This window comes from Paenibacillus sp. MAHUQ-63, from assembly GCF_028765165.1.
Classification (GTDB): Bacteria; Bacillota; Bacilli; order Paenibacillales; family NBRC-103111; genus Paenibacillus_E.
Genome location: NZ_JARADB010000003.1, coordinates 1 through 24438, shown reverse-complemented (window position 1 = coordinate 24438; position 24438 = coordinate 1). Strand labels below are relative to the sequence as shown.

At 51.3% G+C, this 24438-nt stretch carries 22 protein-coding genes, 1 other RNA gene and 1 pseudogene; 22 read left to right on the top strand and 2 right to left on the bottom strand.

What is annotated here, in order from left to right; all coding sequences use genetic code 11:
- The first annotated feature begins 74 nt into the window (after positions 1–74).
- The 4 genes from PUT07_RS16470 to rpoD all read left to right on the top strand — a co-directional run bounded on the left by PUT07_RS16470 (position 75) and on the right by rpoD (position 4501).
- The gene (locus PUT07_RS16470; protein ID WP_274469374.1) at positions 75–890 is read left to right on the top strand and encodes a pyruvate, water dikinase regulatory protein; all 816 of its coding nucleotides are present in this window, start codon (positions 75–77) and stop codon (positions 888–890) included.
- A gap of 95 nt (positions 891–985) precedes the next feature.
- The gene (locus PUT07_RS16465) at positions 986–1450 is read left to right on the top strand and encodes a YaiI/YqxD family protein (RefSeq protein ID WP_274469372.1); all 465 of its coding nucleotides are present in this window, start codon (positions 986–988) and stop codon (positions 1448–1450) included.
- Positions 1451–1500: 50 nt separating this feature from the next.
- Positions 1501–3348 (top strand): DNA primase, encoded by a 1848-nt coding sequence (dnaG, locus tag PUT07_RS16460; protein ID WP_274469371.1) that lies wholly within the window; start codon positions 1501–1503, stop codon positions 3346–3348.
- Between the two features lie 37 nt (positions 3349–3385).
- Positions 3386–4501, top strand: a complete 1116-nt coding sequence (gene rpoD / locus PUT07_RS16455; RefSeq protein ID WP_274469370.1) for an RNA polymerase sigma factor RpoD — start codon at positions 3386–3388, stop codon at positions 4499–4501.
- A 195-nt stretch (positions 4502–4696) separates the two neighbouring features.
- Here the strand turns inward: rpoD and PUT07_RS16450 are convergent, their stop codons facing one another.
- Entirely contained in the window at positions 4697–4909 is a 213-nt protein-coding gene (locus PUT07_RS16450; RefSeq protein ID WP_274469368.1) for a hypothetical protein, read from the bottom strand.
- Between the two features lie 73 nt (positions 4910–4982).
- Between PUT07_RS16450 and PUT07_RS16445 the strand changes: the two genes are divergently transcribed.
- The 4 genes from PUT07_RS16445 to rnpB all read left to right on the top strand — a co-directional run bounded on the left by PUT07_RS16445 (position 4983) and on the right by rnpB (position 7826).
- Complete coding sequence (locus PUT07_RS16445) at positions 4983–5453, top strand: hypothetical protein (protein ID WP_274469367.1); 471 nt, start codon at positions 4983–4985, stop codon at positions 5451–5453.
- A gap of 3 nt (positions 5454–5456) precedes the next feature.
- Positions 5457–6224, top strand: coding sequence for a tRNA (adenine(22)-N(1))-methyltransferase (locus PUT07_RS16440; protein ID WP_274469366.1), 768 nt, complete (start codon positions 5457–5459; stop codon positions 6222–6224).
- Complete coding sequence (locus PUT07_RS16435; RefSeq protein ID WP_274469365.1) at positions 6200–7309, top strand: Nif3-like dinuclear metal center hexameric protein; 1110 nt, start codon at positions 6200–6202, stop codon at positions 7307–7309. The genes PUT07_RS16440 and PUT07_RS16435 overlap by 25 nt, the downstream gene beginning before the upstream one ends.
- Positions 7310–7408: 99 nt before the next feature.
- An RNA gene (rnpB, locus tag PUT07_RS16430) (RNase P RNA component class A) lies at positions 7409–7826 on the top strand.
- A gap of 124 nt (positions 7827–7950) precedes the next feature.
- Here rnpB and PUT07_RS16425 read toward each other — a convergent pair.
- A complete protein-coding gene (locus tag PUT07_RS16425) occupies positions 7951–9891 on the bottom strand; it encodes a S8 family peptidase (RefSeq protein WP_274469364.1) in 1941 nt (646 codons plus the stop codon).
- 175 nt (positions 9892–10066) lie between these two features.
- Here PUT07_RS16425 and PUT07_RS16420 point away from each other — a divergent pair, with 175 nt between their 5' ends.
- The 14 genes and pseudogenes from PUT07_RS16420 to PUT07_RS16360 form a co-directional block, all read left to right on the top strand.
- Positions 10067–10567, top strand: coding sequence for a YpuI family protein (locus PUT07_RS16420; protein ID WP_274469362.1), 501 nt, complete (start codon positions 10067–10069; stop codon positions 10565–10567).
- Positions 10568–10646: 79 nt separating this feature from the next.
- On the top strand, positions 10647–11741 hold the full coding sequence (locus PUT07_RS16415) for a glycoside hydrolase family 15 protein (RefSeq protein ID WP_274469361.1): 1095 nt from the start codon (positions 10647–10649) through the stop codon (positions 11739–11741).
- Positions 11742–11789: 48 nt separating this feature from the next.
- Entirely contained in the window at positions 11790–12005 is a 216-nt protein-coding gene (locus PUT07_RS16410) for a DUF1540 domain-containing protein (RefSeq protein ID WP_274469359.1), read from the top strand.
- A gap of 2 nt (positions 12006–12007) precedes the next feature.
- Positions 12008–12436 (top strand): hypothetical protein, encoded by a 429-nt coding sequence (locus PUT07_RS16405; RefSeq protein ID WP_274469358.1) that lies wholly within the window; start codon positions 12008–12010, stop codon positions 12434–12436.
- Positions 12437–12774: 338 nt separating this feature from the next.
- The gene (locus tag PUT07_RS16400; protein WP_274470855.1) at positions 12775–14067 is read left to right on the top strand and encodes a hemolysin family protein; all 1293 of its coding nucleotides are present in this window, start codon (positions 12775–12777) and stop codon (positions 14065–14067) included.
- Between the two features lie 101 nt (positions 14068–14168).
- Positions 14169–14477 (top strand): annotated as a pseudogene (locus tag PUT07_RS35620) (IS91 family transposase); the annotation flags it as partial.
- Between the two features lie 429 nt (positions 14478–14906).
- Positions 14907–15617: a lytic transglycosylase domain-containing protein gene (locus PUT07_RS16395; protein WP_274469357.1), complete on the top strand. Its 711-nt coding sequence runs from the start codon at positions 14907–14909 to the stop codon at positions 15615–15617.
- 126 nt (positions 15618–15743) lie between these two features.
- A complete protein-coding gene (locus PUT07_RS16390; protein WP_274469356.1) occupies positions 15744–16922 on the top strand; it encodes a cysteine desulfurase family protein in 1179 nt (392 codons plus the stop codon).
- Entirely contained in the window at positions 16919–18127 is a 1209-nt protein-coding gene (thiI, locus tag PUT07_RS16385) for a tRNA uracil 4-sulfurtransferase ThiI (RefSeq protein WP_274469355.1), read from the top strand. The genes PUT07_RS16390 and thiI overlap by 4 nt, the downstream gene beginning before the upstream one ends.
- A 67-nt stretch (positions 18128–18194) precedes the next feature.
- Positions 18195–18875, top strand: coding sequence for a TerC family protein (locus PUT07_RS16380; RefSeq protein ID WP_274469354.1), 681 nt, complete (start codon positions 18195–18197; stop codon positions 18873–18875).
- 135 nt (positions 18876–19010) lie between these two features.
- Positions 19011–21437 carry a DUF7408 domain-containing protein gene (locus PUT07_RS16375; RefSeq protein WP_274469353.1) on the top strand — a complete coding sequence of 809 codons (2427 nt, stop codon included), beginning with the start codon at positions 19011–19013 and terminating at the stop codon, positions 21435–21437.
- On the top strand, positions 21434–22387 hold the full coding sequence (locus PUT07_RS16370) for an ABC transporter ATP-binding protein (protein ID WP_274469352.1): 954 nt from the start codon (positions 21434–21436) through the stop codon (positions 22385–22387). The genes PUT07_RS16375 and PUT07_RS16370 overlap by 4 nt, the downstream gene beginning before the upstream one ends.
- On the top strand, positions 22359–23195 hold the full coding sequence (locus PUT07_RS16365) for an ABC transporter permease (protein ID WP_274469350.1): 837 nt from the start codon (positions 22359–22361) through the stop codon (positions 23193–23195). The genes PUT07_RS16370 and PUT07_RS16365 overlap by 29 nt, the downstream gene beginning before the upstream one ends.
- A 25-nt stretch (positions 23196–23220) precedes the next feature.
- Positions 23221–24438: hypothetical protein (locus tag PUT07_RS16360; RefSeq protein WP_274469349.1), on the top strand; the 1218-nt coding region annotated here is incomplete at its 3' end.

The window sequence follows — 24438 nt, the reverse complement described above, 5'->3', positions numbered from 1 at the left end:
AATCACCTCGCCTTTGTGCTGTCCGCATATCGGTGAGTTTTTTTTATGCTTTTCGGAAAGGGGCTTTATGGGAGATGGATCATTCGCTACCTACACGCGTTTATGTCGTTTCTGACTCTGTCGGGGAGACAGGGGAGTCTGTCGTGCGCGCCGCCGCCATGCAGTTTCATCCGGTACCGGTCGAGATTGTCAGAGCGCCGTTTATCCATGATACAGAAGGCATTGATAAAGTGATTAATGCAATTCGGATTCATGGGGGCATCGTCGTCTTTACACTGGTTATTCCGAAGCTGCGGGATGATCTGATCGCCAAAGCGACGGAGCACGGTATCCCGCATATCGATTTGCTCGGACCCGTTGTCGGCGCCCTTGGTCAAGCGCTGCATCAAGAGCCGCGGCGGCAGCCGGGCATGATACATCCGCTGGATGAGGACTATTTCAAGAAAGTCGAAGCGGTCGAATTTGCCGTCAAATACGATGACGGGCGGGATTTCAGCGGCATTCAGAAGGCGGATATCGTCTTACTGGGTGTATCCCGCACATCCAAAACGCCGCTGTCGATGTATCTGGCGCACAAGCGCTTTAAAGTGGCCAATGTGCCGTTAGTACCCGAAATGCAGCCTCCTGCGGCTATTTATACGGTTCCTAAAGAAAAGATTATCGGCCTCAGAATTGATCCGGATAAATTGAATGTCATACGTCAAGAACGGCTCCGCACGCTTGGTCTTGCAGAAAATGCAACCTATGCGAATGTGGAACGTATTAAAATAGAACTGGCTTTTGCTGACAAAATCATGAGCAAAATCGGTTGTGTGATCTTTGATGTCTCAAACCGGGCCGTAGAGGAAACGGCGAGCTTGGTCATGGATCATATCGAACGGGTTCAATAACGTTTTTATGTTATTCCTTGCAGGATTTTTTGCAAGTTCATCGTATATAATAGTACGGTGAGATTTCGTCAAAAAAGGGCGTGGACTGTAACCGTATGCGAGCGAGAACTATTATCGTCGATGCCGACGCTTGTCCCGTGAAACCGGAGATCGAAGAGGCAGGCAAGCAGTTTGACGTGCAAGTGGTGATGGTGGCTTCTTACGATCATCGCATGCAGGAACGACCCGGCGTCAAAGTGATTCAGGTGGACCGTTCCGATCAGTCCGTAGACCTCTATATCGCCAATCAGATTCAAGCAGGCGATATTCTGGTAACGCAGGATTTCGGTCTCGCCGCTTTAGGATTAGCCAAGGGTTCCTATTGTTTGACGAATCGAGGACAGGAATATACGGATAGCTCGATTGATTTTTTGTTGGACCGGCGGCATACATCTGCCAAAATGCGCAGGTCCGGGAAGTATGGTAAGGGCCCGAAGCCTTTCACGGAAGAGGACCGCCAAAAATTTCTACATGGTTTGACAAAACTTTTAAGATATTTGCAGGAAATCGAAAAAAAATAGCGAATAGTACTTAGTCTGAAAAGCAACTTGAATTGTGGGTGGATGGATTCATGAGGTACGGACGCATACCTGAAGAGGTCATTGAGGCTGTACTGAAGCGCCACGACATCGTTGATGTCATTGGCAGGCACGTACATTTAAGTAAGCAAGGGCATTATATGAAGGGGCTATGCCCGTTCCATTCCGAGAAAAGCCCGTCGTTTACCGTTACGCCCGAGAAGCAGATTTATCGTTGTTTCGGTTGTCATGCAGGCGGTAATTTAATTCGTTTCGTCATGGAAATCGAAGGACTGAGTTTCTCGGAAGCCGTTACGAAGCTCGCAGAGGAAGCGGATATTCCGATTACTTGGGAAGAAGCGACCGAAGAGCAGAGCGAACAGCAGCTCGAGAGAGCGGCGCTGCACAAGGCTTATGATTTTACAGCGAAATTGTATCATTATATTCTTGGCAACACCGAGCAAGGCAAAGTGGCCAAAGGCTATCTGGCCTCCAGAGGGATTTCGGATAAACTGATCGATACGTTCCAAATCGGTTACGCCCCCGCCATGTGGGATACGCTGGTGCAGCAGCTCGCCAAACGCGAATTCGATTTGGCTCTAATGGAGAAGGGTGGCTTAATATCAGCCAGGCAAGAAGGCGGCGGTTATGTGGACAAATTCAGAGAACGCATCATGTTCCCGATTTGTGACGCAACCGGCAAAGTGATTGCCTTCGGCGGGAGATCGATGGGCGATGCGCAGCCCAAATATTTGAACAGTCCCGAAACGATGCTGTTTAACAAAAGCAGAACGATGTACAACCTCCATCTCGCCAGACCCAATATGCGGAAGCTTCAACAGGCGGTGCTCTTCGAGGGCTATGTGGATGTCATCAAAGCTTGGGAAGCAGGCATTCATAACGGGGTTGCTACGATGGGAACCGCGCTCACCAAGGAACATGCCGCACTGCTGAACCGAAACGCCGAACAGATCGTCATTTGCTATGACGGAGACAACGCAGGCCAATCGGCTGCTTACAAAAGCATACCGATCCTCGAAGAGACGGGAAGCCGAGTAACCGTCGCCATGCTGCCGGAAGGCAAAGACCCTGACGATTATGTGAAAAATTATGGTTTTGACCGATTCGTACGGGAGATTATCGAACCTGCCGTACCATCGATGAAATATAAGCTTTTGTACATCCGCAGAAATTTTAAGCTGCATGAGGACGGTGACCGACTTCGTTATCTGCAATCTGCTGTAAAGCTGATTAGTGAACTGCATTCTCCTATGGAACGAGAACATTATCTGAAGCAATTGGCATCCGAATTCCCGGATTCCTCGTATGAGGCCATGAAGTTAGACCTTCATGAAATCTTGCTGCAGTCGGAAAAAAACCGAACAGATGGGGATAATAAACCGATTCTGTGGAATAATGTTATGAATAATGGGAGACCAGCGGAACGAACACGGAAGAAAACACCATCGCTGCTGCCGGCTTATCACAACGCGGAACGATTGATTTTAGCGGTAATGATGCATGATCGAGATGTCTGCGCACATGTGGAAGAACAGTTAGGAGATCAATTCAACGTTGAAGCTCACGCAGTCTTAGCTGCTTATTTATATGCTTACTACGCTCAGAATGCTGAGCCGGACGCAAGCCGATACATTGCCATGCTGCAAGACGAACAGCTGGAGAGCTTGGCCAGCTCCATCGTCATGATGGGAGCCGGTCATGGAATGAACGAACAAGTGATTGACGACTATATTCGCCAAATTCGTAAAGTTCCTATGCAAGAAGAAGTAGAACGTAAGAAAGAAGAGCAGGTTCGCGCCGAACGCGCGGGAGACCCTCTTCGGGCAGCACAAATTGCAATTGAAATTATCGCCCTAGAAAAAAGATTGAAGTCAACGTAGCTTTTACTGAACAACTAGGGAGGAGGGAGTCCGTACTATGGCGAATGATCAGCGTACAGAACTAGAGACAGAATTAACCTTGGAGCAAGTGAAAGAGCAGCTAATTGAGCAAGGGAAGAAGCGGTCCTCACTTACTTACAAGGATATTATGGAAAAATTAGCTCCCTTCGATCAGGATCCTGAGCAAATCGATGAGTTTTTCGAGCTGTTATCGGAACAAGGGATTGATGTAGGGAATGAGTCTGATGACGATTCCATGAATCATGATGACAACGATCGTGATGAATTTAACTTCGACGATGATCTGGCTTTGCCGCCGGGGATTAAAATTAACGATCCAGTTCGGATGTATTTGAAAGAAATTGGCCGTGTACCGCTTCTCTCTGCGGAAGACGAAGTCGGATTGGCCAAACGGATTGAGAATGGGGACGAAGAGGCTAAGAGACGTCTGGCTGAAGCGAACCTGAGGCTCGTTGTGAGCATTGCCAAAAGATATGTAGGCCGCGGCATGCTGTTCTTGGACTTGATTCAAGAAGGAAATATGGGTCTTATTAAAGCGGTTGAGAAATTCGACCATACCAAAGGCTACAAATTCAGTACATATGCGACTTGGTGGATTCGCCAGGCTATTACGCGCGCGATCGCGGACCAAGCAAGAACGATTCGTATTCCTGTCCATATGGTTGAGACGATTAATAAATTGATTCGCGTTTCCCGTCAATTGCTCCAAGAGCTTGGGCGCGAACCCACACCGGAAGAGATTGCGAAAGAAATGGATTTAAGCACGGATAAAGTTCGTGAAATTATGAAGATTGCACAAGAGCCTGTATCGCTCGAAACACCGATCGGAGAAGAAGACGATTCGCATTTGGGTGATTTCATCGAAGATCAAGAAGCGCTTGCCCCAGCGGATGCCGCTGCATACGAGCTTCTCAAAGAACAGCTGGAGGACGTATTGGATACGTTGACAGAAAGAGAAGAGAATGTGCTTCGCTTGCGTTTCGGACTGGACGACGGACGTACGCGCACCCTCGAGGAAGTAGGCAAAGTATTCGGCGTTACACGCGAGCGGATCCGTCAGATTGAAGCCAAAGCTTTGCGCAAGCTGAGACATCCTAGCCGCAGTAAACGATTGAAAGACTTCTTGGAATAAAACATAACGCTGTGAGAAGGGCCCTGCCAATTTCGGCGGGGTCTTTATTTATGTACAAAAAGTAATGCTAAAGCAAATGCACACAATCACCGATATAGTAGCTAGGAAGGTGAGCGCTAAGATGGATGCGGAAAAACGAAAAATACTTGTAAAAGAAATCGATCATTGGCGGCGGAGCAAATTGCTTCCCGAGCATTACTGTGACTTTTTGATGAATTTGTATATGGACGAAACAACGCCGAAGCCTGCTTCGATCATGGGCGTATCAGCGTCGTCAATAGCAAACAGTTCTTGGAAAATCTGGTTGGTCATTTTGGCGGTAATCGCCGCTCTGGCCTTATCTGCTCTTAATTTTAACTCTTTTGGAATGCCAATGCAAATTGGAATTTCCTCGCTTTTTGTCATCATTTGTTATGTCTTCGCATATCGTCAGCATAGCAAATCGCCGGTCGTTTCGTATATGCTGTGCGGAGTATCTGCATTGGCGCTGTTATTGCTTGGCGTCTATATCATGGATATGTATGAAGTGACATCGCCTTATTCGTACATTGGTTATTTGGCGTTCTGTAGTGTAGTATGGTTAATAAACGGTGTGGCAGGGCGAATGGGCATTTTCCAGTTATGCGGCTGGTTGGGGCTGGTCGGTACATATGGCTGGCTGCTCCTGCAGAAGCTGGACAATCCAGGCTGGTTCTCGCTTGAAATCAGCTGGATTCCGGTTAGTATTGTGCTTATATGGATTGCGTGGCTTGCACATCATACGAATAAGCAGGCGGCTGGCGTGCTGCTGCTCGTTGGCATGCTCGTGTGGTTCGCGCCCGAGGCGATGACATTCCTCACAGATGTCGAGATAAGTTCCCGCGTCATTCAATTGTCGTTCACAGGGAAATTGGTTACAGCTGGTGCAGCTTTCTTCATGCTGCGAAAAAAATGGGTAGAGTGGGTTGTATAACACATGGTGAAATTATCGAAAAGATTGCAAATGATTGCCGACCGGGTACCGCCTGGATCCAGATTGGCGGACATCGGGTCAGATCATGCCTTGCTGCCGACTTACTTGGCGCAGCAGGGTGTTATTGCGTTCGCAGTTGCGGGTGAAGTGAACCCGGGGCCCTTCGAGGCGGCGACGCGCCAAGTACTGGAGAGCGGATTGTCAGCCAAGATTAGCGTTAGATCCGGCGATGGCTTGGCGGTGATCGAGCCGGGCGAAGTGAATGTCATCACGATTGCCGGTATGGGCGGCAGCTTGATTGCGAGCATTCTGGAAGCAGGCAAAGAGAAGCTGCAAGGCGTAGAACGTCTTGTTTTGCAGCCGAATGTCGGTGAAGATCACGTTCGCAGGTGGCTGCTCGCCGAGGACTGGCGTCTGGATGCGGAAGCCATTCTGGAAGAGGATGGCAAAATCTATGAGATTTTGACGGCGACCAAAGGCGTTTCTGCTGACAGCGGGACTTCGCAGGAACAATTATATGCGGACCGCACGCTGCCTGGCGGCGTTCATGTCAGCAAAGAACGTTTGCTGCTGATGGGACCTTATCTCATGACGGAAGCCCCTGAAGTGTGGTTTGCCAAATGGGCAAGCGAGCTGAATAAACTGGCTATGATCGAAGGCCAGCTGAAACATTCCGCAGCGGAGGCATCCGCGGCCAAAGCGGAGAATATCGCTCGAGAAATTAGGGAAATAAAGGAGGTACTCGCTTGTTTGCAAAAGGTCAAACCGTAATTCAGCTGTTCGAACAGCTGGCGCCTAAGCATTATGCGATGCCTGATGATAAAATCGGCTTGCAGCTCGGTTCTTTGCAGAAGGAGATTACGAAGGTTCTCGTCGCTCTGGACGTTACCGATGACGTGGTGGAAGAAGCGATTCGCCTGGGGGCCAATCTTATTATTGCGCATCATGCGATCATTTTCAGACCGTTAGCCCATCTCCAAACCGATACGCCTGCCGGCCGCTTATACGAGAAATTAATCAAGCACGATATCGCCGTCTATATCGCCCATACCAATCTGGATGTGGCGGAAGGCGGGATTAACGATATGATGGCGGAGTTGCTCGGTTTGACGGAGCTTACGCATCTGGAGGACGTGCATACGGAGAAGCTGCAAAAGCTCGTCGTCTTCGTCCCCGAGACGCATCATCAGGCTGTGCTGGATGCCCTATTCACCGCCGGAGCGGGGTGGATCGGGCAGTACAGCCACTGCTCCTTCAACATCCCCGGAACGGGGACGTTCCTGCCGCAGGAAGGAACGCACCCGTATATCGGGGAAGCGGGCAAGCTCGAACGCGTACAGGAAGTACGCGTGGAGACGATCGTAACCGCCAGCGTGCAGCGCAAGGCGGTTCAGGCCATGCTGAAGGCCCACCCGTATGAGGAGGTGGCCTACGACCTCTACCCGATGGATCTCAAGGGTAGAGTGTTCGGCCTCGGGCGCGCCGGCAAGCTGCCCGCGCCTATGACGCTCCGCGAGCTGACGGAGCTCGCGAAGCGTGCGTTCGACGTGCCCGCCGTGCGCGTCGTCGGCGATTTGGCACGGCCCATCCGGAAGGTGGCCGTGCTAGGGGGCTCCGGCGGCCGCTATATGCGGCACGCCATGTTCGCCGGCGCCGATGTGCTCGTCACCGGCGACATCGACTACCACACCGCGCATGATGCGCTCGCGGCGGGGCTGACGTTGATCGACGTCGGTCACAACGTCGAGAAGATTATGAAGCGCGGCGTGGCGGACTATCTGGCCGCGCAATTAGCCAAAACGGATACGCAGGTGCTGGCGTCCGAAGTGAATACGGAGCCGTTTCAGTTCCTGTAGAACATGAGGCTCTATGAGCATTATCGGAGATTTCCAAGCAAGGAAACGATCAGCAGTTGTATTTCGCAGGCATTCCTAGTATACTAGCCTATGCATCGGAAAGTTTGACAGACAATCGCTGGCTGCGGGTAAGCCGCAGCGAGAGGAAAGTCCGGGCTCCACAAGGCAGGGTGCTGGATAACGTCCAGTCAACGCGAGTTGAAGGATAGTGCCACAGAAATGGACCGCCGATGGCTCGCCTCAGGGCGAGATCAGGCAAGGGTGGAACCGTGGTGTAAGAGACCACGAGGTTCTATGGTGACATAGATCCTGGTAAACCCCACTTGGAGCAAGACCTAGAGGAACGCTAGCCGTTTTCGAGACGGCAGTCTTCGCCTGAGACGCGTTCGGGTTGGTCGCTTGAGCTGTGCAGCAATGTATGGCCTAGATAGATGATTGTCGCTTCAATGGTGGCAGGGGACAGACGCCCGTTACGACCACTGGAAGTACAGAACCCGGCTTACGGCAAACTTTCCATATCTGTCGGTTACCCGCATGGCCTCGGCTATGCGGGTATTATAGTTTTGAGACCACAAGAGACCGCCATACGCATTAGGTTATGCTCCTATTCAGCAACCTACGCGCAGGCGGTCTTATTTGGTTTAGCGATTCAATTCCATACCGGCATATTTCTTCGAAACAAGATTCATCTGACGGAACCACTTTTGCGGCCAATCAAACCCGATGCTCGTTTGCTCCTCGGCTTTCTGCACGGCTTTGACGACATCGATCAGGCCGTAGCCGAAATACTTATCATGACCTGGGTCGCCGAGGTCTTTGGCCGTGTCGCGCATAATTTGGTACACTTCCGTATTTTTCAGCTTCGGGTTCGCCGAACGAATTAACGCGGCCAAGGCAGTTACATGCGGGCTGGCCATCGAGGTACCCGATAAAGCGGCGTATTGATTGTTCGGATATGTGCTTGCGATGCTCACACCTGGCGCCGTCACATCGATATAGTCGCCATAATTGGAAAATGGCGCTTTGTTGTTGTTCGAGTCGCTTGCTGCAACGGCGAACACTTCGGGATACGCAGCCGGGAAGCCCGGTCGCTCCGTGTTGTCGTTACCGCTAGCAGCGATTAAGGCCACATCTTTATCATACGCATATTTAATTGCATCGTGGAGGAAGCCGGAATCCGCATAGTTCCCCAAGCTTAGATTCATGACTTTAGCACCGTGGTCCGCAGCCCAGATGATGCCTTGAGCGACGGAGTATGTGCTGCCGGCTCCGGTCTGGTCCAATACCTTCACTGGAAGCACTTTATTATACCAAGTCATGCCGGCAACGCCCAGCTGGTTGTTCACGAGGGCTGAGATGACCCCGGTGACGTGTGTGCCGTGTCCCACATCATCCTGCGGCTTATCATCACCGCTGATGACATTATAGCCGGACAGCAATTGATCTTTGAGATCGGGATGCTGGAGATCGACGCCGGTGTCAACGACCGCGACGATGACATCTTTGGCACCGCGGTTGTACTGCCAGCCCTGAACGGTTTCAATCAAAGGCAAATTCCACTGGTACCTGCCGAACAGATTATCGTTCGGCATGAAGTTCGGTTCGATGCTGGCGGCTTCGCCGTTCGTATCCGCATGATCGTTATGGTAATCGCTCGTATCCTCGTCATCCGTTTCATCTTCATCGTGATCATCATAATAACCGTTCGTTAGATACAAGAAATGAGGCTCCACATAGGCAACATCCCATTTTTTGAAATACGCCATCAATGCTTTGGCCTCCATGCCTTCCGTGCGGAATACATAGGTGTACCCCAGCTTCTGGACGGAGGTGGCTTTGATTTCCGATTTGATTTGCGTGAGCTGAGCGTCCGACGGATCCTGTTTGAACTTCACGACAACCTCGTTCTGATGGTAATGGCTCGTTCCTTGGTTGTCTTCGGGATGATCGACGACCTTGTCCTTTAGTGTATCGGTATCGACGGATTCGACTTTCCAACGGTTTTCATTCGGATACGGTTCGAGCCGTAAATTTTTCATTTGATGGTCCGTGACCTGATGCAAAATATCCTGATGAATGACGCCGATGAGTGAGCTGGTACCGTCCGAGGAAGGTATTCCTTGAACGAAATACACCTGCTGTGCGGCACCGAATTTCGGGGATTGGTAATGCTTGCCTTGTCCGGCCGCGGTTTTGGCTTCCTGCAGATAAGTGCGGGCTTGCTCCCGGTAAGCGGCAGGTATTTCGCCTGCTTTGACGCCTTGTTCGAGCTTCTGCTGATTCCCGGACCAGATCAATACGTCCATCTTCTCATGCTGGGCCTTCATTGCAGTGAGAACTTTGGCTGCAGATTCGCCTGCTTCGATTTGCGCTATCATTTTGGCATAATCAACGGAGCACTGAGTTCGGCACAAATCGTCCGTCAGTTGAACATCCTGCTGAAGCAGAGTAAGCTTAGCATCCGTTTCATACTTGGTGCTGTATACCTCCGGACCGGGTTGATTCTCTTTGTTCGAGTGATGTGGAAACAGCACGACGCCTAAGCCGAGTACTAGACTAATAGAAGTTAAATAACGCCACATGCATAGCCCTCCTTCTGAAATCGTATCGCACCATCTAGCTGCGAAACGAAGTATCTTTGATTAGAGTGAGGAGCTTAGGAATCTTTTATGCACGGAATCGGGAGTTTTGCATATACCTTTTCAGGTTAATTTATGGTAGGATAGGAATAGCGCAATTAGAGGAGGTCTTCATAACATGGCTGTTTTTAATGTCAAAAATCTTTGTGATTCAACTCGTACAAAACTAAAAGAAACAACCGCCAAAATGGAGTTGTTTCTGAATCAACATTCGCTTTCACAACTTAATGTAGAAAATGATCCCGCTATGGATGAGTTTTACCGTGGTTATTTGCAAGATACACGCCACTTGCTCGTGTTCTGTGAAGTGGCTTATGAGAAACTGGGCGTTAGCTTGCGCCGTCCGACTTTCAATGTTGACTTTTCAGAGAAAGTACTTTATGAAGTTTATCATACTTGCGTTAATACATTTTTCTATCCTAAGAATGAGTGTTATTCGGAAGATGGCCGTTATGCTTACACAGGACAAGACGCCATCCGTTTCCGCAAGAAACCTTCACGCGAAGTGCGCGATTTGACGATTGAGCTTTCCAAAGTGTTCGAAGAGCTTCGTGAGGATCTGGCTTACTACGAAACAGATTATATCACGCAGCGCCGCATGCAAGGCGAGAAAGTATAAACGTAACGCATAATGTCAAAAGATATAAGAGGTGCCGCTTCTCAGCAGCATCTCTTTTCTTTTCAAAAGGAGATGGAACATGCAGCATGAAGACTTGATCCAGAGAAGCATAACGATTATTACAAGCAATCAGCATCCTCGCGGAGGGTATATCGCATCGCCGCTATTTCCGCCGTATGCTTACAGCTGGTTGCGGGACGGTACGTTCATCGCAAACAGTATGGACCGAGCCGGCGAGCCGGCGAGTGCTGAGCTTTTCTACGATTGGGTGGCAGGCGTATTGAAGAATAAGCGCCCCCAAGTGGACTCCTTATTACATAAGCATGAGCATAAACAATGGATCGACCGCTCCGAGTTTCTAGGAACGCGCTATCATCTGGATGGCCGGGATGACGTATCGGAGTGGGGGCATTTTCAGCTGGACGGTTACGGTGCCTATCTATGGGGGCTAACTGAACATGTGAAGCGGACGGGCAATCGGGACCTGCTGGCAAAGTGGCGCGAAAGCATTGAAATTACAGTCGATTATTTGATGGCGTTCTGGCACTACCCGAATTTCGATTGTTGGGAGGAGTTTCCGGATTATGTTCATCCGGCGACGCTTGCCTGCGTTTATGGCGGTTTAAGGGCGCTCGGAGAGCTTGAGGAACGGCAGCCGCTTCTGGAGAAGGCTGCTCTGATTCAAGATTTCATCTTACGCCATTCTGTACATGACGGCCGTTTCGTCAAATCGATTCAATGCGTCGATGAGCTGTGGAAGCCCGTCTTGACCGGGGTTGACGCCAGCTTGATCTGGCTGGCCGTCCCCTTCGGCGTGTGTCAAGCAGACGATCCGTTGATGGTCAAGACGGTGGAAACCATCGAAAATGATTTGAAGCACGAAGGCATTCAGCGATATGTGGAAGACCGCTATTACGGGGGAGGCGAGTGGCTGATCCTGACAGCCTGGTACGGTTGGTACCAGCAGGCGCTCGGCAATCGTTCTGAAGCCCAGAGGTGCTTGGACTGGATCGCGAGCAAGGCGGATTCGCTTGGTCGTCTACCCGAACAAGTGGCAGATAGTCTAAGGGCTCCTGAAGCCTATCCGGAGTGGATAGCCAAATGGGGAGAGCCCGCGCTGCCGTTGCTGTGGTCTCACGCGATGTACTTGGTGCTATCTGACAGCCTCTCCTGAGCATAGCTCACCCTGCCCACGGGCAAATTGTTAATGAGGTGATGAACTATGCCGGATGTAAAATGTTCAGTTGCTAACTGCGAATATTGGACGCAAGGGAACAACTGCAACGCGGGAACGATCATGATTGAAGTCGATCAGCATGCCAATGCCAGCTACAATGAGGAATTCGCAGGGGAATCATTTGATACCGATCATCAAGATGCAGCGAGCAAAGCCGCGAATACTTGCTGCCACACTTTCCAAGCAAAGAAGAAGCAGTAGCGATGCGACAGCATGGAGGCCGTCTGGATAAATCGACGAAAGCGCGATTCCAGAAGGAACAGTTTCAGAAGGAAAGCGGCGTAACCCATCAAGAGGAGTATGCGGCAGAAATCACGGCGCCCTCGCGGAGAATCAATTATGCCGAGCCGTATAAGGCTAAGAATGCGGAGAAGGTCGCTCAATCGGATGTGCCCGATGAAGAGATCGATGAGCTTGTAGAGGCTGTTACACGCAATAAGGCGGTAGGGTACATCGCATTGTTCGTAGCCTTCGCTTCGCTTTTCGTATGGCCTGTGCTTCTTGGCGTATCGGGCATCGTGCTCGGCATCATCGCCTTTTTTATGGGAAACAAGGGACTGGGAACGTGGTCCGTTGTCCTAGGCTTTATCGCTTTAGCCGCCTATTTTTTATTGGTTCCTTTCTATGCTTGAAGGAGCAGCAGAACAAGCCGAGATATCGGCTTGTTTTTCTTTTTGGACAAAAAATCGGGGATTTTCGAGTTTCAGAGGGATAATTCGCGGGTAAAGTCCCGTTATGGCGTAATTATTAACCTTATCCTCCCGTTTGCTCGTACTATTTACCTTCAAGAGTCATATTCGCACCTTTGAATGATTACAGTATTATTATATAATAAACAGTGATATTTCAAATCTAAATTTAAAATTAAGGGAGGTGTACCTACTCTCCTTGGCGCGGCCGCCGTGCTTCATAGGGGATAGGTAAGGTATTGGAAGATCCTTTGCCCGAAACGTTAATTAGCTTCATATTAATGTTTGCGCTGGTTTTGTTGAATGGTTTTTTCGTCGCAGCTGAATTCGCGATGGTCAAAGTAAGAGGTAGTCGAATTGATTCGCTTGTTGAAGAAGGTCGCCGCAATGCTAAATTTGCACAAGGGATTATGAATAATCTCGATGCATATTTAGGGGCATGTCAGCTTGGGATTACATTGACTTCGTTGGGACTTGGTTATGTCGGGGAGCCGACGTTCGCAAGAATTTTAGAACCTTTATTTGCTCCACTGCATTTGCCAGATTCGGTGTTCCACACGATTACCTTTCTTATCGCATTTTCATTGATGACCACTTTGCATATTACATTGGGTGAGCAGTTCCCCAAAACGTATGCGATTCGTAAAGCTGAACAGATTACATTGCTTTCCGCAGGACCGATGGTATTATTTTACAAGATTATGTATCCATTCATTTGGTTGCTCAACGGGATTTCCAACTGGATGCTGCGCCGCGCGGGTATTGAGCCAACGACGGAGCATGAATCCGCACATACCGAGGATGAGATCAGGGTCCTCATGAAAGAAAGTCACAAAAACGGACTTATCGATAACACAGAGCTAACGCTTGTTGATAATATATTCGGATTCGCCGAGACAACAGCTAGAGAAATTATGATCCCCAGAACTGAGATGGAATGCTTGTATGCCGGGTTGTCTTATTCCGAAAACTTGGCGATAGCCATCAAAGAGATGCGCACGCGCTATCCGGTCTGCGATCCGGATAAAGATAATATTATCGGATTCGTCCATATCAAAGATTTGTTGAAGCCTGACGCTAACTTGAAGGGAATTAAGAAAATTATCCGTCCGATCACGACGGTACCGGATTCCATTCATATTGCCGATTTGCTCAAAATGATGCAAAAAAGAAAAAGTCAGATGGCGCTGCTTATCGATGAATATGGCGGAACTTCCGGTCTGGTTACGCTGGAAGACATCATGGAAGAAATCGTTGGCGAAATTCAGGATGAGTTCGATGAAGAGCGTCCGACGATTGAGATGAAGGACGAAAACACATTCTCGATCGATGGGTTACTATTGATTGATGAAGTTAATGAGTATTTCGGTCTCGATATTGAGTCCGATGATTACGATACAATTGGCGGATGGATTTACTCACAAACGGAGATACCGCCGAGCAGGAACCAACAGGTGAATTATAACGACGAGTTCCTGTTCATTGTGGAGGAAACGGATCATCTGCGTATTTCACGGCTCATCGTCCGAAGAATGACGGAACAGGACGAGATTTTGCAGCAAAATATTTCTTGAACGGAAAGAGGGACAGTCGAATAGACTGTCTTTTTTTCAAGATATAAGAATTTATATGTTTTGGGTTTGGGGTGAGCGAAGCTTCCCCCTTATTTAAATTACTGAAACCAATATTTTTCGATGAGCATCGATACTGGGATGCCTTTGTAGAAAAGCATAAAGAACATATTCGACCTAACGTAGTGAAAGAAGTATAGGCATTTCGTGGCTGCGGAGATCCCCGAAACGGAAGAATGGAGCCGATTACTAACAGAGGATGTATTCCAGGTGAATCATCGACATGTGGTATTTACGATCGATGAAGGGCTGTGGAATGATTTTTGCTGCATAGAAAAATGTTGAAAGAGTTCATGGACGAAGCCGTACGGATGATTAAAGAACATTTTGAGAAGAAGCATAAGAGCGGACCGTCAGGTCGATATTCCCTGATGGTTTTTCTTAAACTGCGGCGGGGCGGGGCTCTCTCGTTGAGGGAGCCGAGCTTTTCTTGATCTGCCGCAGGCCGTAACTGGAATTTCTCCCGTTATTCGCGAGAAAATTAGCCCAGTTGTACGAATAAAGGGAATTCCTCCCGTTAATTCATTCCCATTTCGCGTAGAGGCTGCAAGTGCGGGCTGAATAACGGGAGGAATTCCTGTTATTCAGCCTTCGAGATCCGCCAGGCTGCATTTAACAGGAGAAATTCCCGCTATGGGCGGGACTCTCGGCAGAGGCTTGGCTCTCTAGGAGGAGCCGAGCTTTTCTTGTGTCGTCCCCGCAGTGAAAATTTGGGATGGTAGCGAGGGCACAAAACGTGTACAATGAAAACAACAATAGTTGAAGGAAACGAGGTTTGACGGATGAACAGCAACACCACGAGCAGTATGAACAGCATTGATCCTAGAGTATTGAAGGAGCTGCTGCAGCTTCAGATCATGGGCAAAACAAGCCTGCACGCCGGCAATGCCGAAAGTTCGAGCACCGACGATTCCAGCGACTTCAGCGCTTTGCTGAGCACGCTAATGGGACAAGCCTCCGTCTCCGGCGATGATAACGGATCTGTGTCGGGGAATCCAGCGAACAGGATCCCAAGCTCTTTGACTGCTTTGAATCGGGCGTATTCACCGCTGCAATCGGTGAGCCATGCTTCGGCAGCCTCGCAATTCGACGGTTTGATTCAAGAAGCCAGCAGCAAATATGGGGTAGCTGTTCCGCTGGTGAAAGCGGTTATTCAGCAAGAATCCAGTTTCAACCATCAAGCGGTATCGCCGGCGGGCGCCAAAGGTTTGATGCAGCTCATGGACGGTACGGGCAGAGGGTTCGGCGTCACGAATCCGTTTGATCCTCAGCAGAATGTGGATGCCGGTACGCATTTCTTAAGCAACCTGCTCAAGAAGTATAACGGCAATGAAGGCTTAGCGCTGGCCGCATATAATGCCGGACCGGGACGTGTTGACCGGCTGGGGATTAGAAACGATCAAGATTTAGCGAACAAACTGCATTTGCTGCCCAAGGAAACGCAAGCCTATGTCTCCCAGGTGTTAGGTCATAAGGTGAAATTTTCACTGTAAAAGGGAGCTCTCTTAAGCTGATTGTCGCATGCATCATGCGGGAATCGGCTTTTTGTGTTACAGTGATAACTTGAGTCCGTTATCTATTTAGGCTTTAATGAAAGAAAAAGGGGAATGAACGCAGTTATGTTATATCTCGATTATGCGGCGACGACTCCGCCCTATGAAGAAGTTATAGATACGATAGCCGAAGTTATGAAGACCCATTATGGGAACCCTTCCTCGATTCACGGGCTTGGCGTAGGGGCCGAAAGGCTCCTCAACGGGGCGAAAGAGGTTATCGCGGCGGCTCTCGGCGTCAAAGCTGCTCATATTATTTGCACGTCCGGCGGGACGGAAAGCAATAATTTGGCGATCCGGGGGGCGGCCTACAGCTACCAGAACCGAGGCAAGCACCTCATAACGACATGCATTGAGCATCCCTCGGTGAAAGAGGTGTTCGGCCAGTTGGAGCGGGAAGGCTTCCGTGTCACTTATTTGCCGGTCAACCGTCTGGGCCGCGTAGAGCTGGAATCGTTGGAGGCGGCGCTCAGCGAGGATACGATTCTGGTCAGCGTGATGCATGTTAACAACGAAGTAGGAACGATACAGCCTATCAGGGCAATCGGCTCCTTGCTGGCCAAATATCCGAAGGTGTTGTTCCATGTGGACGCCGTCCAAGGCGCCGCGAAGCTGCCTTTCTCACCGAAGGAGTGGGGCGTGGACCTATGCAGCGTTTCCGCGCATAAGTTCCGCGGTCCTAAGGGAGCGGGTTTTCTGTACCGCAGAGAAGGCGTGCAGCTGAAGCCGCTTCTGCTCGGCGGCGGCCAAGAGGGCGGTCTGCGCTCCGGTACGGAAAATGTGCCGCTCATCGTCGGCATGGCGAAGGCGCTGCGAATCTCGATGCAGGGGCTTGAGGCGAAGGTGGCGCACAAATACAAGCTTAGAGGCCAACTGGTGGAGGGCATCCGGTCGATCCCCGAGCTTACGCTGACAGGCTCTGAAGTGAACGAAGAGATGGCGCCGCATATCGTGCATTTTGCTTTTGCCGGTATGAAAGCCGAGGTTGTCGTGCATGCCTTGGAGCAAAGGCAGATGTATATTTCAACGAAATCAGCCTGCGCTTCCGAGGAATCTGATCCCAGCGCCGTCATGCTGGCCTTGGGCTGCACGCTCGAACAGGCTGTGAGCGGCCTGCGAGTCAGCTATTCGGACGAACATACGGAAGCGGATATAGCGAACTTTTTGGCGGCGCTTAGAGCGGTTGTGAGCGAGCTGTCACCGATGATGGACCAAACGACAGGAAGAAGGGGCAAGCAGATATGAAACCGGATTGTTTGATATTGCGTTTCGGCGAGCTGACGCTTAAAGGCAAAAATCGCAAGCGCTTTGAGCGCAGCGTCATCGCGCAAATTCGTAAAATTTTAGGAGCATTTCCCGATTTGAGGTATATTCCGGAATTTGGACGCGTATATGTGGAGCTAGGGGGTGCTCCATACGAGGAAGCGTCCGCGGCTTTGCAGCGCGTGTTTGGACTTGCGTCGTTCAGTCCGGCTTACCATGCAGCGATGGAGGTCGAGGCCATTAAAGAAACGGCGCTGCGGTTGATGCGTCATCTCCCCAAACAGCCGGCAACTTTCAAAGTGACGGTGCGCAGAGTCAATAAATCGTTTCCGCTGGATTCGCAGCAGATGAATTATGCCGTAGGCGGTTATGTCCTCGAAGGGATGCCAGGCCTCAAGGTTGACGTTCGGCAGCCTGAAACGGAGCTTCGTGTCGAGATTCGCGAGGATCAGGTGCTCCTGTATGCCGAAGTGATCGAATGTGCCGGCGGTTTCCCGGCGGGAACCAGCGGCAAGGCGCTGTTGATGCTTTCCGGGGGAATCGACAGTCCGGTGGCGGGTTGGCTGGGCATGCGGAAGGGACTTACGCTGGAAGCCGTTCATTTCCACAGTTACCCTTATACGAGTGAACGCGCCAAGGATAAAGTGCTGGAATTGGCGCATCAGCTTGCGGGCTATACCGATTCCATCCGGCTGCATCTCGTGCCTTTTACGGATGTGCAGACGTCCATTCACCGTTTCTATAAGGATAACTTATTAGTAACGTTAATCCGCAGAGCGATGTACCGCATTGCCGAGGGGATCGCCGAACGCGAGGGGCTGAGCGCTTTGCTGACAGGTGAAAGCCTGGGTCAGGTAGCCAGCCAAACGCTGCCAAGCTTGAATGCGATCGGGCGCGTCGTGTCTCTGCCGATTTTGCAGCCGCTCATGATGATGGACAAGCAAGAGATTATCCGAATCGCCGAACGGATCGGCACATTCCCGATTTCTATTTTGCCGTACGAGGATTGCTGCTCGTTGTTTCTTCCTCCTTCCCCTAGTACGAATCCGAACCTGAATATGGTGGAAAGACTCGAGGGCAGTATGGACTTTCTGCCAGACTTGATTCGCAAAGCCGTGGAGCAAACGGAAACGATCGAAATTGTACATGGACAATTGAACAAGGTGCCGGACCCGCATTTCTTCTAAATGCGTTCCCGGCGCCAGCAGTCGGTGATTGTTCACCAGCTCGCCATGCACCGGGAGGTTGTAAAGCATGATTGATGCGCTCATTTTGTTCCTGCAAATTATGTTGATCAATATTGTGCTTAGCGGCGATAATGCGGTTGTGATTGCTTTGGCAAGCAAAAACCTACCGCTGGAACAGCGCAAGCTGGCTGTCTGGTGGGGGGCGTTCGGGGCCATCGCCCTGCGGCTTGTGCTGACGCTAGTGGCGGTAAGCTTGCTGGACATTCCGTTCATTCAAGCGGGGGGCTCCATCTTGCTGTTCTGGATAGCAATCAAGCTGTTGACGGATGATGACGGGCATACGAATGTGAAAGAAGCTTCGACGCTCGGGAAAGCGATCTGGACTATCATTGTCGCGGACTTCGTCATGAGTCTGGACAATGTTCTGGCGATCGCGGCCAAAGGGAACGGCAACAACACCGTTATTATTTTGGGTATTGGGCTCAGCATCCCGATCATTATTTGGGGAAGCACACTCGTCATGGAGCTGCTGCATAAATTCCCGATTCTTGTTTACATAGGCGCAGGTATACTGGGGTATACGGCCGGCGAAATGTTCGTTAAAGACGAGAAGATGATCGACTGGTTCCTGCACGACTATGAATTTTTGCACGTTTGGATTCCGATCGCGCTCTGCACGCTGGTGATTTTGATCGGAGCTTCGGTGAAATGGCTGCGTCTGTTTCAGCTTAGGGCAAGAAACGAATAAATGGGAACACAAACCGCCAAGCTGGTTAAAACCAGTGAAGCGGTTTTTTTCTATTTATTGGACATCGAATTGAAACTTTTTTCCATTTTTGTCGTCTATCTATGAGATAGGTATGATGAGAAGGGAGTTACCCAAGTGAATGCCAGATTGTTAAACAAGCGCGCAATGCGTATGACCTGCTTCATCGGCAGTATTTTACTGGCTCTATGGATGCAAGGGGCCGGCTTTTGGGCGAATTCCGCTCAAGCGGAAACGGCGGTTCCTGTGCAAATCGAATCCCAAGTCGGATTCGGCGCGACGAACGTCAAGCAAGGCCGCTGGACGCCCGTCACGTTGACCCTGACCAATCAAGGCGCCGATGTGGCAGGGGATGTGGTCGTGCAGATTGCCAACCCGAACCGGAGTAAGGATTTCACGTATGTGCAGCATGTCGAGCTTCCGAGAGGGAGTACGAAAGCGGTTACGATGCTCTTGCCGGGTTATGCGTATACCAAAAGCAATAATACAATCGCATTTTATGAGAAATCACAAAATAACGGCAAGAAAATACCGCTGGAAGGCCGAACGTATTTGGAAGCCTTTAATTTGCCGAAGGAAACGATGCAGGTAGGCGTGCTGGCCAGGGATGTGGATACGCTGAATTTCCTTACGCTGCTGAATCAGTCCGGGGTGAAAGTGAACGTGCTCCATCTGAAGCAACCGGATATCCCGAAGGCGTCGCTGGGACTCGACGGCATCGACGTGCTGGTGCTGAACGATTTTGCTTCGGATACATTAGCTTCTGAGCAAGTGCAGGCGATCCGGCAGTGGACGAGAACAGGCGGTACGCTTCTTCTGTCCGGCGGCGCAGGCTACACGAAGACATCGGGCCCTTTCGCGGAGGCGTCCCCCATTACATATGAAGGCACGACATCGGTCACCAAGCTGACAGAGCTTGAGAAGGCGGGGGAGAAGGAGCTGGTTCTCGCCCAACCGTTTACGCTATCGAGCGGGAAACCGGTTAAGGGAGCGGAAACGGTATACGCTGAGGGGGAGATTCCCGTTGTTGCAAGAGCTCCTTACGGTAACGGGTTCGTCGTTTATGCGGCCTATGATTTATCCCTTAACCCGCTGGCTTCGTGGAACGGGAATCAGCGGCTCTGGGAGAAGGTTCTGCAAGGGCCGATTCAATCGGCTAATGCGCTAAGTACGAACCAGATGAAATTCGGCAATAACGCTTTCTGGGAAATGGACAGGGCTTTGGACTATTTCCCTTCCATACAGCCTCCCAAGCTGCCGATGCTGGCTCTCGTCCTATTGTTGTACGCCTTAATCGCAGCTCCCGTGCTCTACATCGTTTTGGCGCGTTTGGACCGGCGGGAGTGGGCTTGGTTTATCATTCCGGTCATCGCGCTTGTAACCAGTGTCGGCATCTTTCAATTCGGTGCCACGAACCGGGGCAGCATGATGGGACAGACACTGTCTGCCGTAACGCTGAACGGATCCGGGGGAGGGGCGAAGACGACGTGGATGTCGATATTTCTGCCTAAGGGCGGCGATTTGGAACTGAAGTTGGCGGGGAAGCCCGCTATCTCGCCACTCCTGCAAAGCGACATCTATCCCGGTCTGCTGCTTCATGAAGGCAGCGAGATGGCGATCAGACAAGAGCCGGAGGCAGCTGTCGTGAGGCTTCAGGATATTCCTTATTCATCGATCAGCAAACTGCTCATGAAGGAAGATCAGCTTCCTTCATTCGGCAAGCTGGATTACCGCATCACGGAGCTAACGGCCCAAAGTGCGAAAGGTCAAATTATAAATAACACGGCGAAAGAGTTAACGGATGTCGCTGTCATAATGAATCAAACGTACATTCAGGTCGGCTCCATCCCGCCGGGCGGATCGGCGAGCTTCGATACGAATATCGGTATAGGGAACATGAACGGGCCCGATATCGCGCAAATTGCTTTTCCGTACGGAGCGAATAACGGGGTGGATGCCGGTTTGCAGCAGCGCGCTATGCTGGCAACCTATTTGAATGAGAAAGTCAACTTCTCCGGAAGCTTCACGCCGATGATCATCGGATGGGCGAAAGAACAATCCGGCATCTCTTTAGCATCCTCAGGCACGATCCCGACGGATCAGCTGACACTTGTCGCTCAAGAAATGAAGATCGATTATGTGACGCCGGAAGGCAAGATCATGATTCCAAGCTCGGCGATCGTCCCGAATCTGACCGAAAACCATATGAAGATGAGCGCGGTACAATTCCAAAACGGTCCCTTCATGCAGTTGGGCAGCGGCGATCTGACTCTGGAATATCCATTGCCTGCCATTGCGGGAGCTGCCTATCAAACGATGACGCTCAGCGGCGATCCGAATCCCGATGTGACGACGGAGCTGTGGAATGCAAATACGCAGGCTTGGGAGCCCGTGACCTTAAAATCCATACAGACCTGGGAGGGAGCCGCTCTGCAGCCATATTTGACAGCAGGCCATTCGATTCGATTGAAAGTAACGACCATGCAAAATAACACCATGTTCCGCATCCCCGCCATCTCGCTGGAAGGAGCTGTACGGCGATGATTTCTATTACGGAGCTAACGAAAACATACGGCAACTTTACGGCGCTTGATTCATTGACGATGGAGATTGCCAAAGGAACGGTGTTTGGCTTCGTCGGTCCTAACGGGGCAGGCAAGTCGACGACGATGTCTATTTTGGCGACACTGCTGAGCCCGACGTCCGGCACAGCCAGAGTAGGCGGATTTGATGTAACCGAGAAGCCGAAAGAGGTTCGCAAATTAATCGGCTATATGCCGGACTTCTTCGGTGTGTATGATAATTTCAAAACGACCGAATACCTGGATTTCTACGGGGCCAGCTACGGGATTCCCCGGGCCGAACGGATGAAGCTGATCCCGCAGCTGCTTGATCTGGTCAATTTGACCGAGAAGGCTGATTTCTACGTGGACTCGTTATCCCGTGGCATGAAGCAGCGGCTTTGCTTGGCCAGATGTCTGGTTCACGAGCCGGAAGTGCTCATTCTGGATGAGCCGGCATCCGGATTGGATCCGAGGGCGCGTATCGAAATGAGAGAGATTTTGAAAGAGCTGAAGGCAATGGGCAAAACGATCATTATCTCTTCACATATATTGCCGGAGCTCGCTGAGATGGTTGATGAGATCGGAGTCATTGAATATGGGAAGCTGATCGCCAAAGGGCGGGTATCCGACATTCAAAGCCGCATGAAAGCAAACCGTGTGCTCCAGATTCGGATGGTTGGCGGGGCGGAGGAAGCATTGGCATATTTGAGAGAGCAGCCGCATGTTACGATGGTGCTGCACGATGAGAAAGGGCTGCATGTCCACTTTGGCGGTACGGACGAGGACCAAGCCGGCCTCCTCGCCCGGTTGGTGGAGAGAGGCTTTCCGCTCCTTTCCTTCAGCGAAGCTTTGACGAATCTGGAAGACGTGTTCCTGGAAATCACCAAAGGAGGCGGCGCACATGATGAAGGTCAAGTTAAACTGGATTAATCCCGTGTTGGAGAAAGAGTTTCGCTTGCGTATGCGAACCATACGTTCTCCGCTATCGATTCTGGCATACTTGCTTGCGATCGGGCTTATCGCGCTCGGCTTCGCTTATATCAATATGAACCATCAGCAGGCAGGGGTGCTGAGCAGCGCCAGAAGCAGCGAATTGTTTTATTTTCTTAGCGGCACTCAACTCGTACTGATCGCCTTCATGACGCCGGGGCTGACAGCCGGCGTCATTAGCGGCGAGCGGGAGAAGCAGACCCTGAACATGCTGCTGACAACGCAGCAAAGCTCGGGGACGATTATTCTCAGCAAGCTGTTTGCGGCGCTTAGTTTTATGGTTTTGACCGTAGTGGCGACAATGCCGCTTTATAGCATCGTTTTCCTCTACGGGGGCGTATCGCCGGCGCAAGTAGCCGCCGTATTCGCTTTTTACTTATTTGTTATGGTGCTCTTTGGGGCTGTCGGCATTTTCTTCTCGACGATATTAAAGAAGACCGTCATTTCCGTTATTGCGACTTACGGTTTTGTTTTGTTTATTTTTGGATTTACGGCTTTGGCCGGCATGTTTTTTGCGAATATCGGGCGCACCGGGTTAAATGAGCAAATCTTAGGTTATTTTCTAAGCTTCAACCCGATGGCTGTGCTCATATCGCTAATGGTTCCCGATTTCGCCAAGGAATTGTTCAAGGGGCATACCTATTTGCAAATGTGGCATATTTTCGCAGGTGTATACCTGCTGCTTTCAATCGTGCTTATCTGGCTCAGCGTCAGATATTTGCGGCCAATCCTGAGAAGAAAGAAATAAGGGTTCAGAAAAGAGCGTGGTGAGAATGAAATTCACATCTCTGGAAGAACTGCTGCTTCCTGTCAGACGGCGTCTGCTGCAAGTGAAAGGGCTGCAATTCACCGTACGGGGTGTAACGATCGGCTTATTCGCAGGCTGCTTGTGGATGGGGCTTGCGCGCCTCTTGCCGCTCAGCGGATACCGGCTTGCAGCATTCATCAGCATGCTGGCGGCTGTCATCGCCTCCGGCATCTGGCTTTACGTACGCCGGCCAAGCATGGCGGATGCAGGATATGCGCTGGATCGCTGCGGTTTGGAAGACAGGATGACGACGGCCCTCAAGTATCAGGAGGTCAACACACTGATGGCAGTCCTGCAGAGGCAGGATGCGATGGAGAAAGGCACTCCGATTGTAGAGTCGCAGCTGAAGCAAGTGATTAAGCTGCATGTACCCATGAAATGGCTGCTGACGCTTGCGGGTATGGCAGCCTTGTTATTGATCTTGGTCATGCTGCCGAATCCGCAGGACGCGGTGCTGCAGCGAGCGGAACAAGACCGGGCTTGGGTGGAGCAGCAGAAGAAACAGGCGGCAGCGTTAGCCGCCCAGCTGGAAGCGAAGCCCTCGCCGCTGCCGGCGATGCAGCAGATCACCGATGACTTGAAAGAGTTAGAGCGCCGGTTGGGTCAGACGCCAACCACTGCCAAAGCGTTGGAGGAGCTGGCCAAAACGCTGAAAAACTTGGAAGACCGTTTAGGCGAGCTGGCCAAGCAGCAGCAGCGCGCCGACCAGTGGGCGGAGTCGATGCAGCGCAAGCAGGCGCTGCGGGAGCTTGGCAAAGCGGTTGCGCAGCGGAGCCCCGAGAGCATACAGCGCGAAGCGTCTAAAATTGCTGAGCAGGTGCAGAAGATGACGCCCGAGCAGAAGCAGCAGCTCGCCAGTGAGCTGGAGCGGCTTGCGGCGTCGGCGGCCGCGGCATCGCCTGAGGCGGAGCAGCAGCTTCGCGAGCAGCTGGCGCAAGCGGCAAGCGCTCTGCGCGCCGGCGACAATGCCGCTGCGCAGCTGAGCCGCCTGCAGGCGGGCCTGGCAGGGGCGAGCGCAGCGCAGGAAGCGCTCGCGGCGCAGCAGGCCGAGGCCGCCCAAGCGGCGGCCAGCCTCGCCGCCGGTGCGCTGCCTGAGGCGCGCGAGCTCGCCGCTAGCGGCGCCGCGCCGGGGCAGGCGTGGGCACCCGGGGGCCGCGCGGAGCAGCTGGCCGCCGCAGGCAGC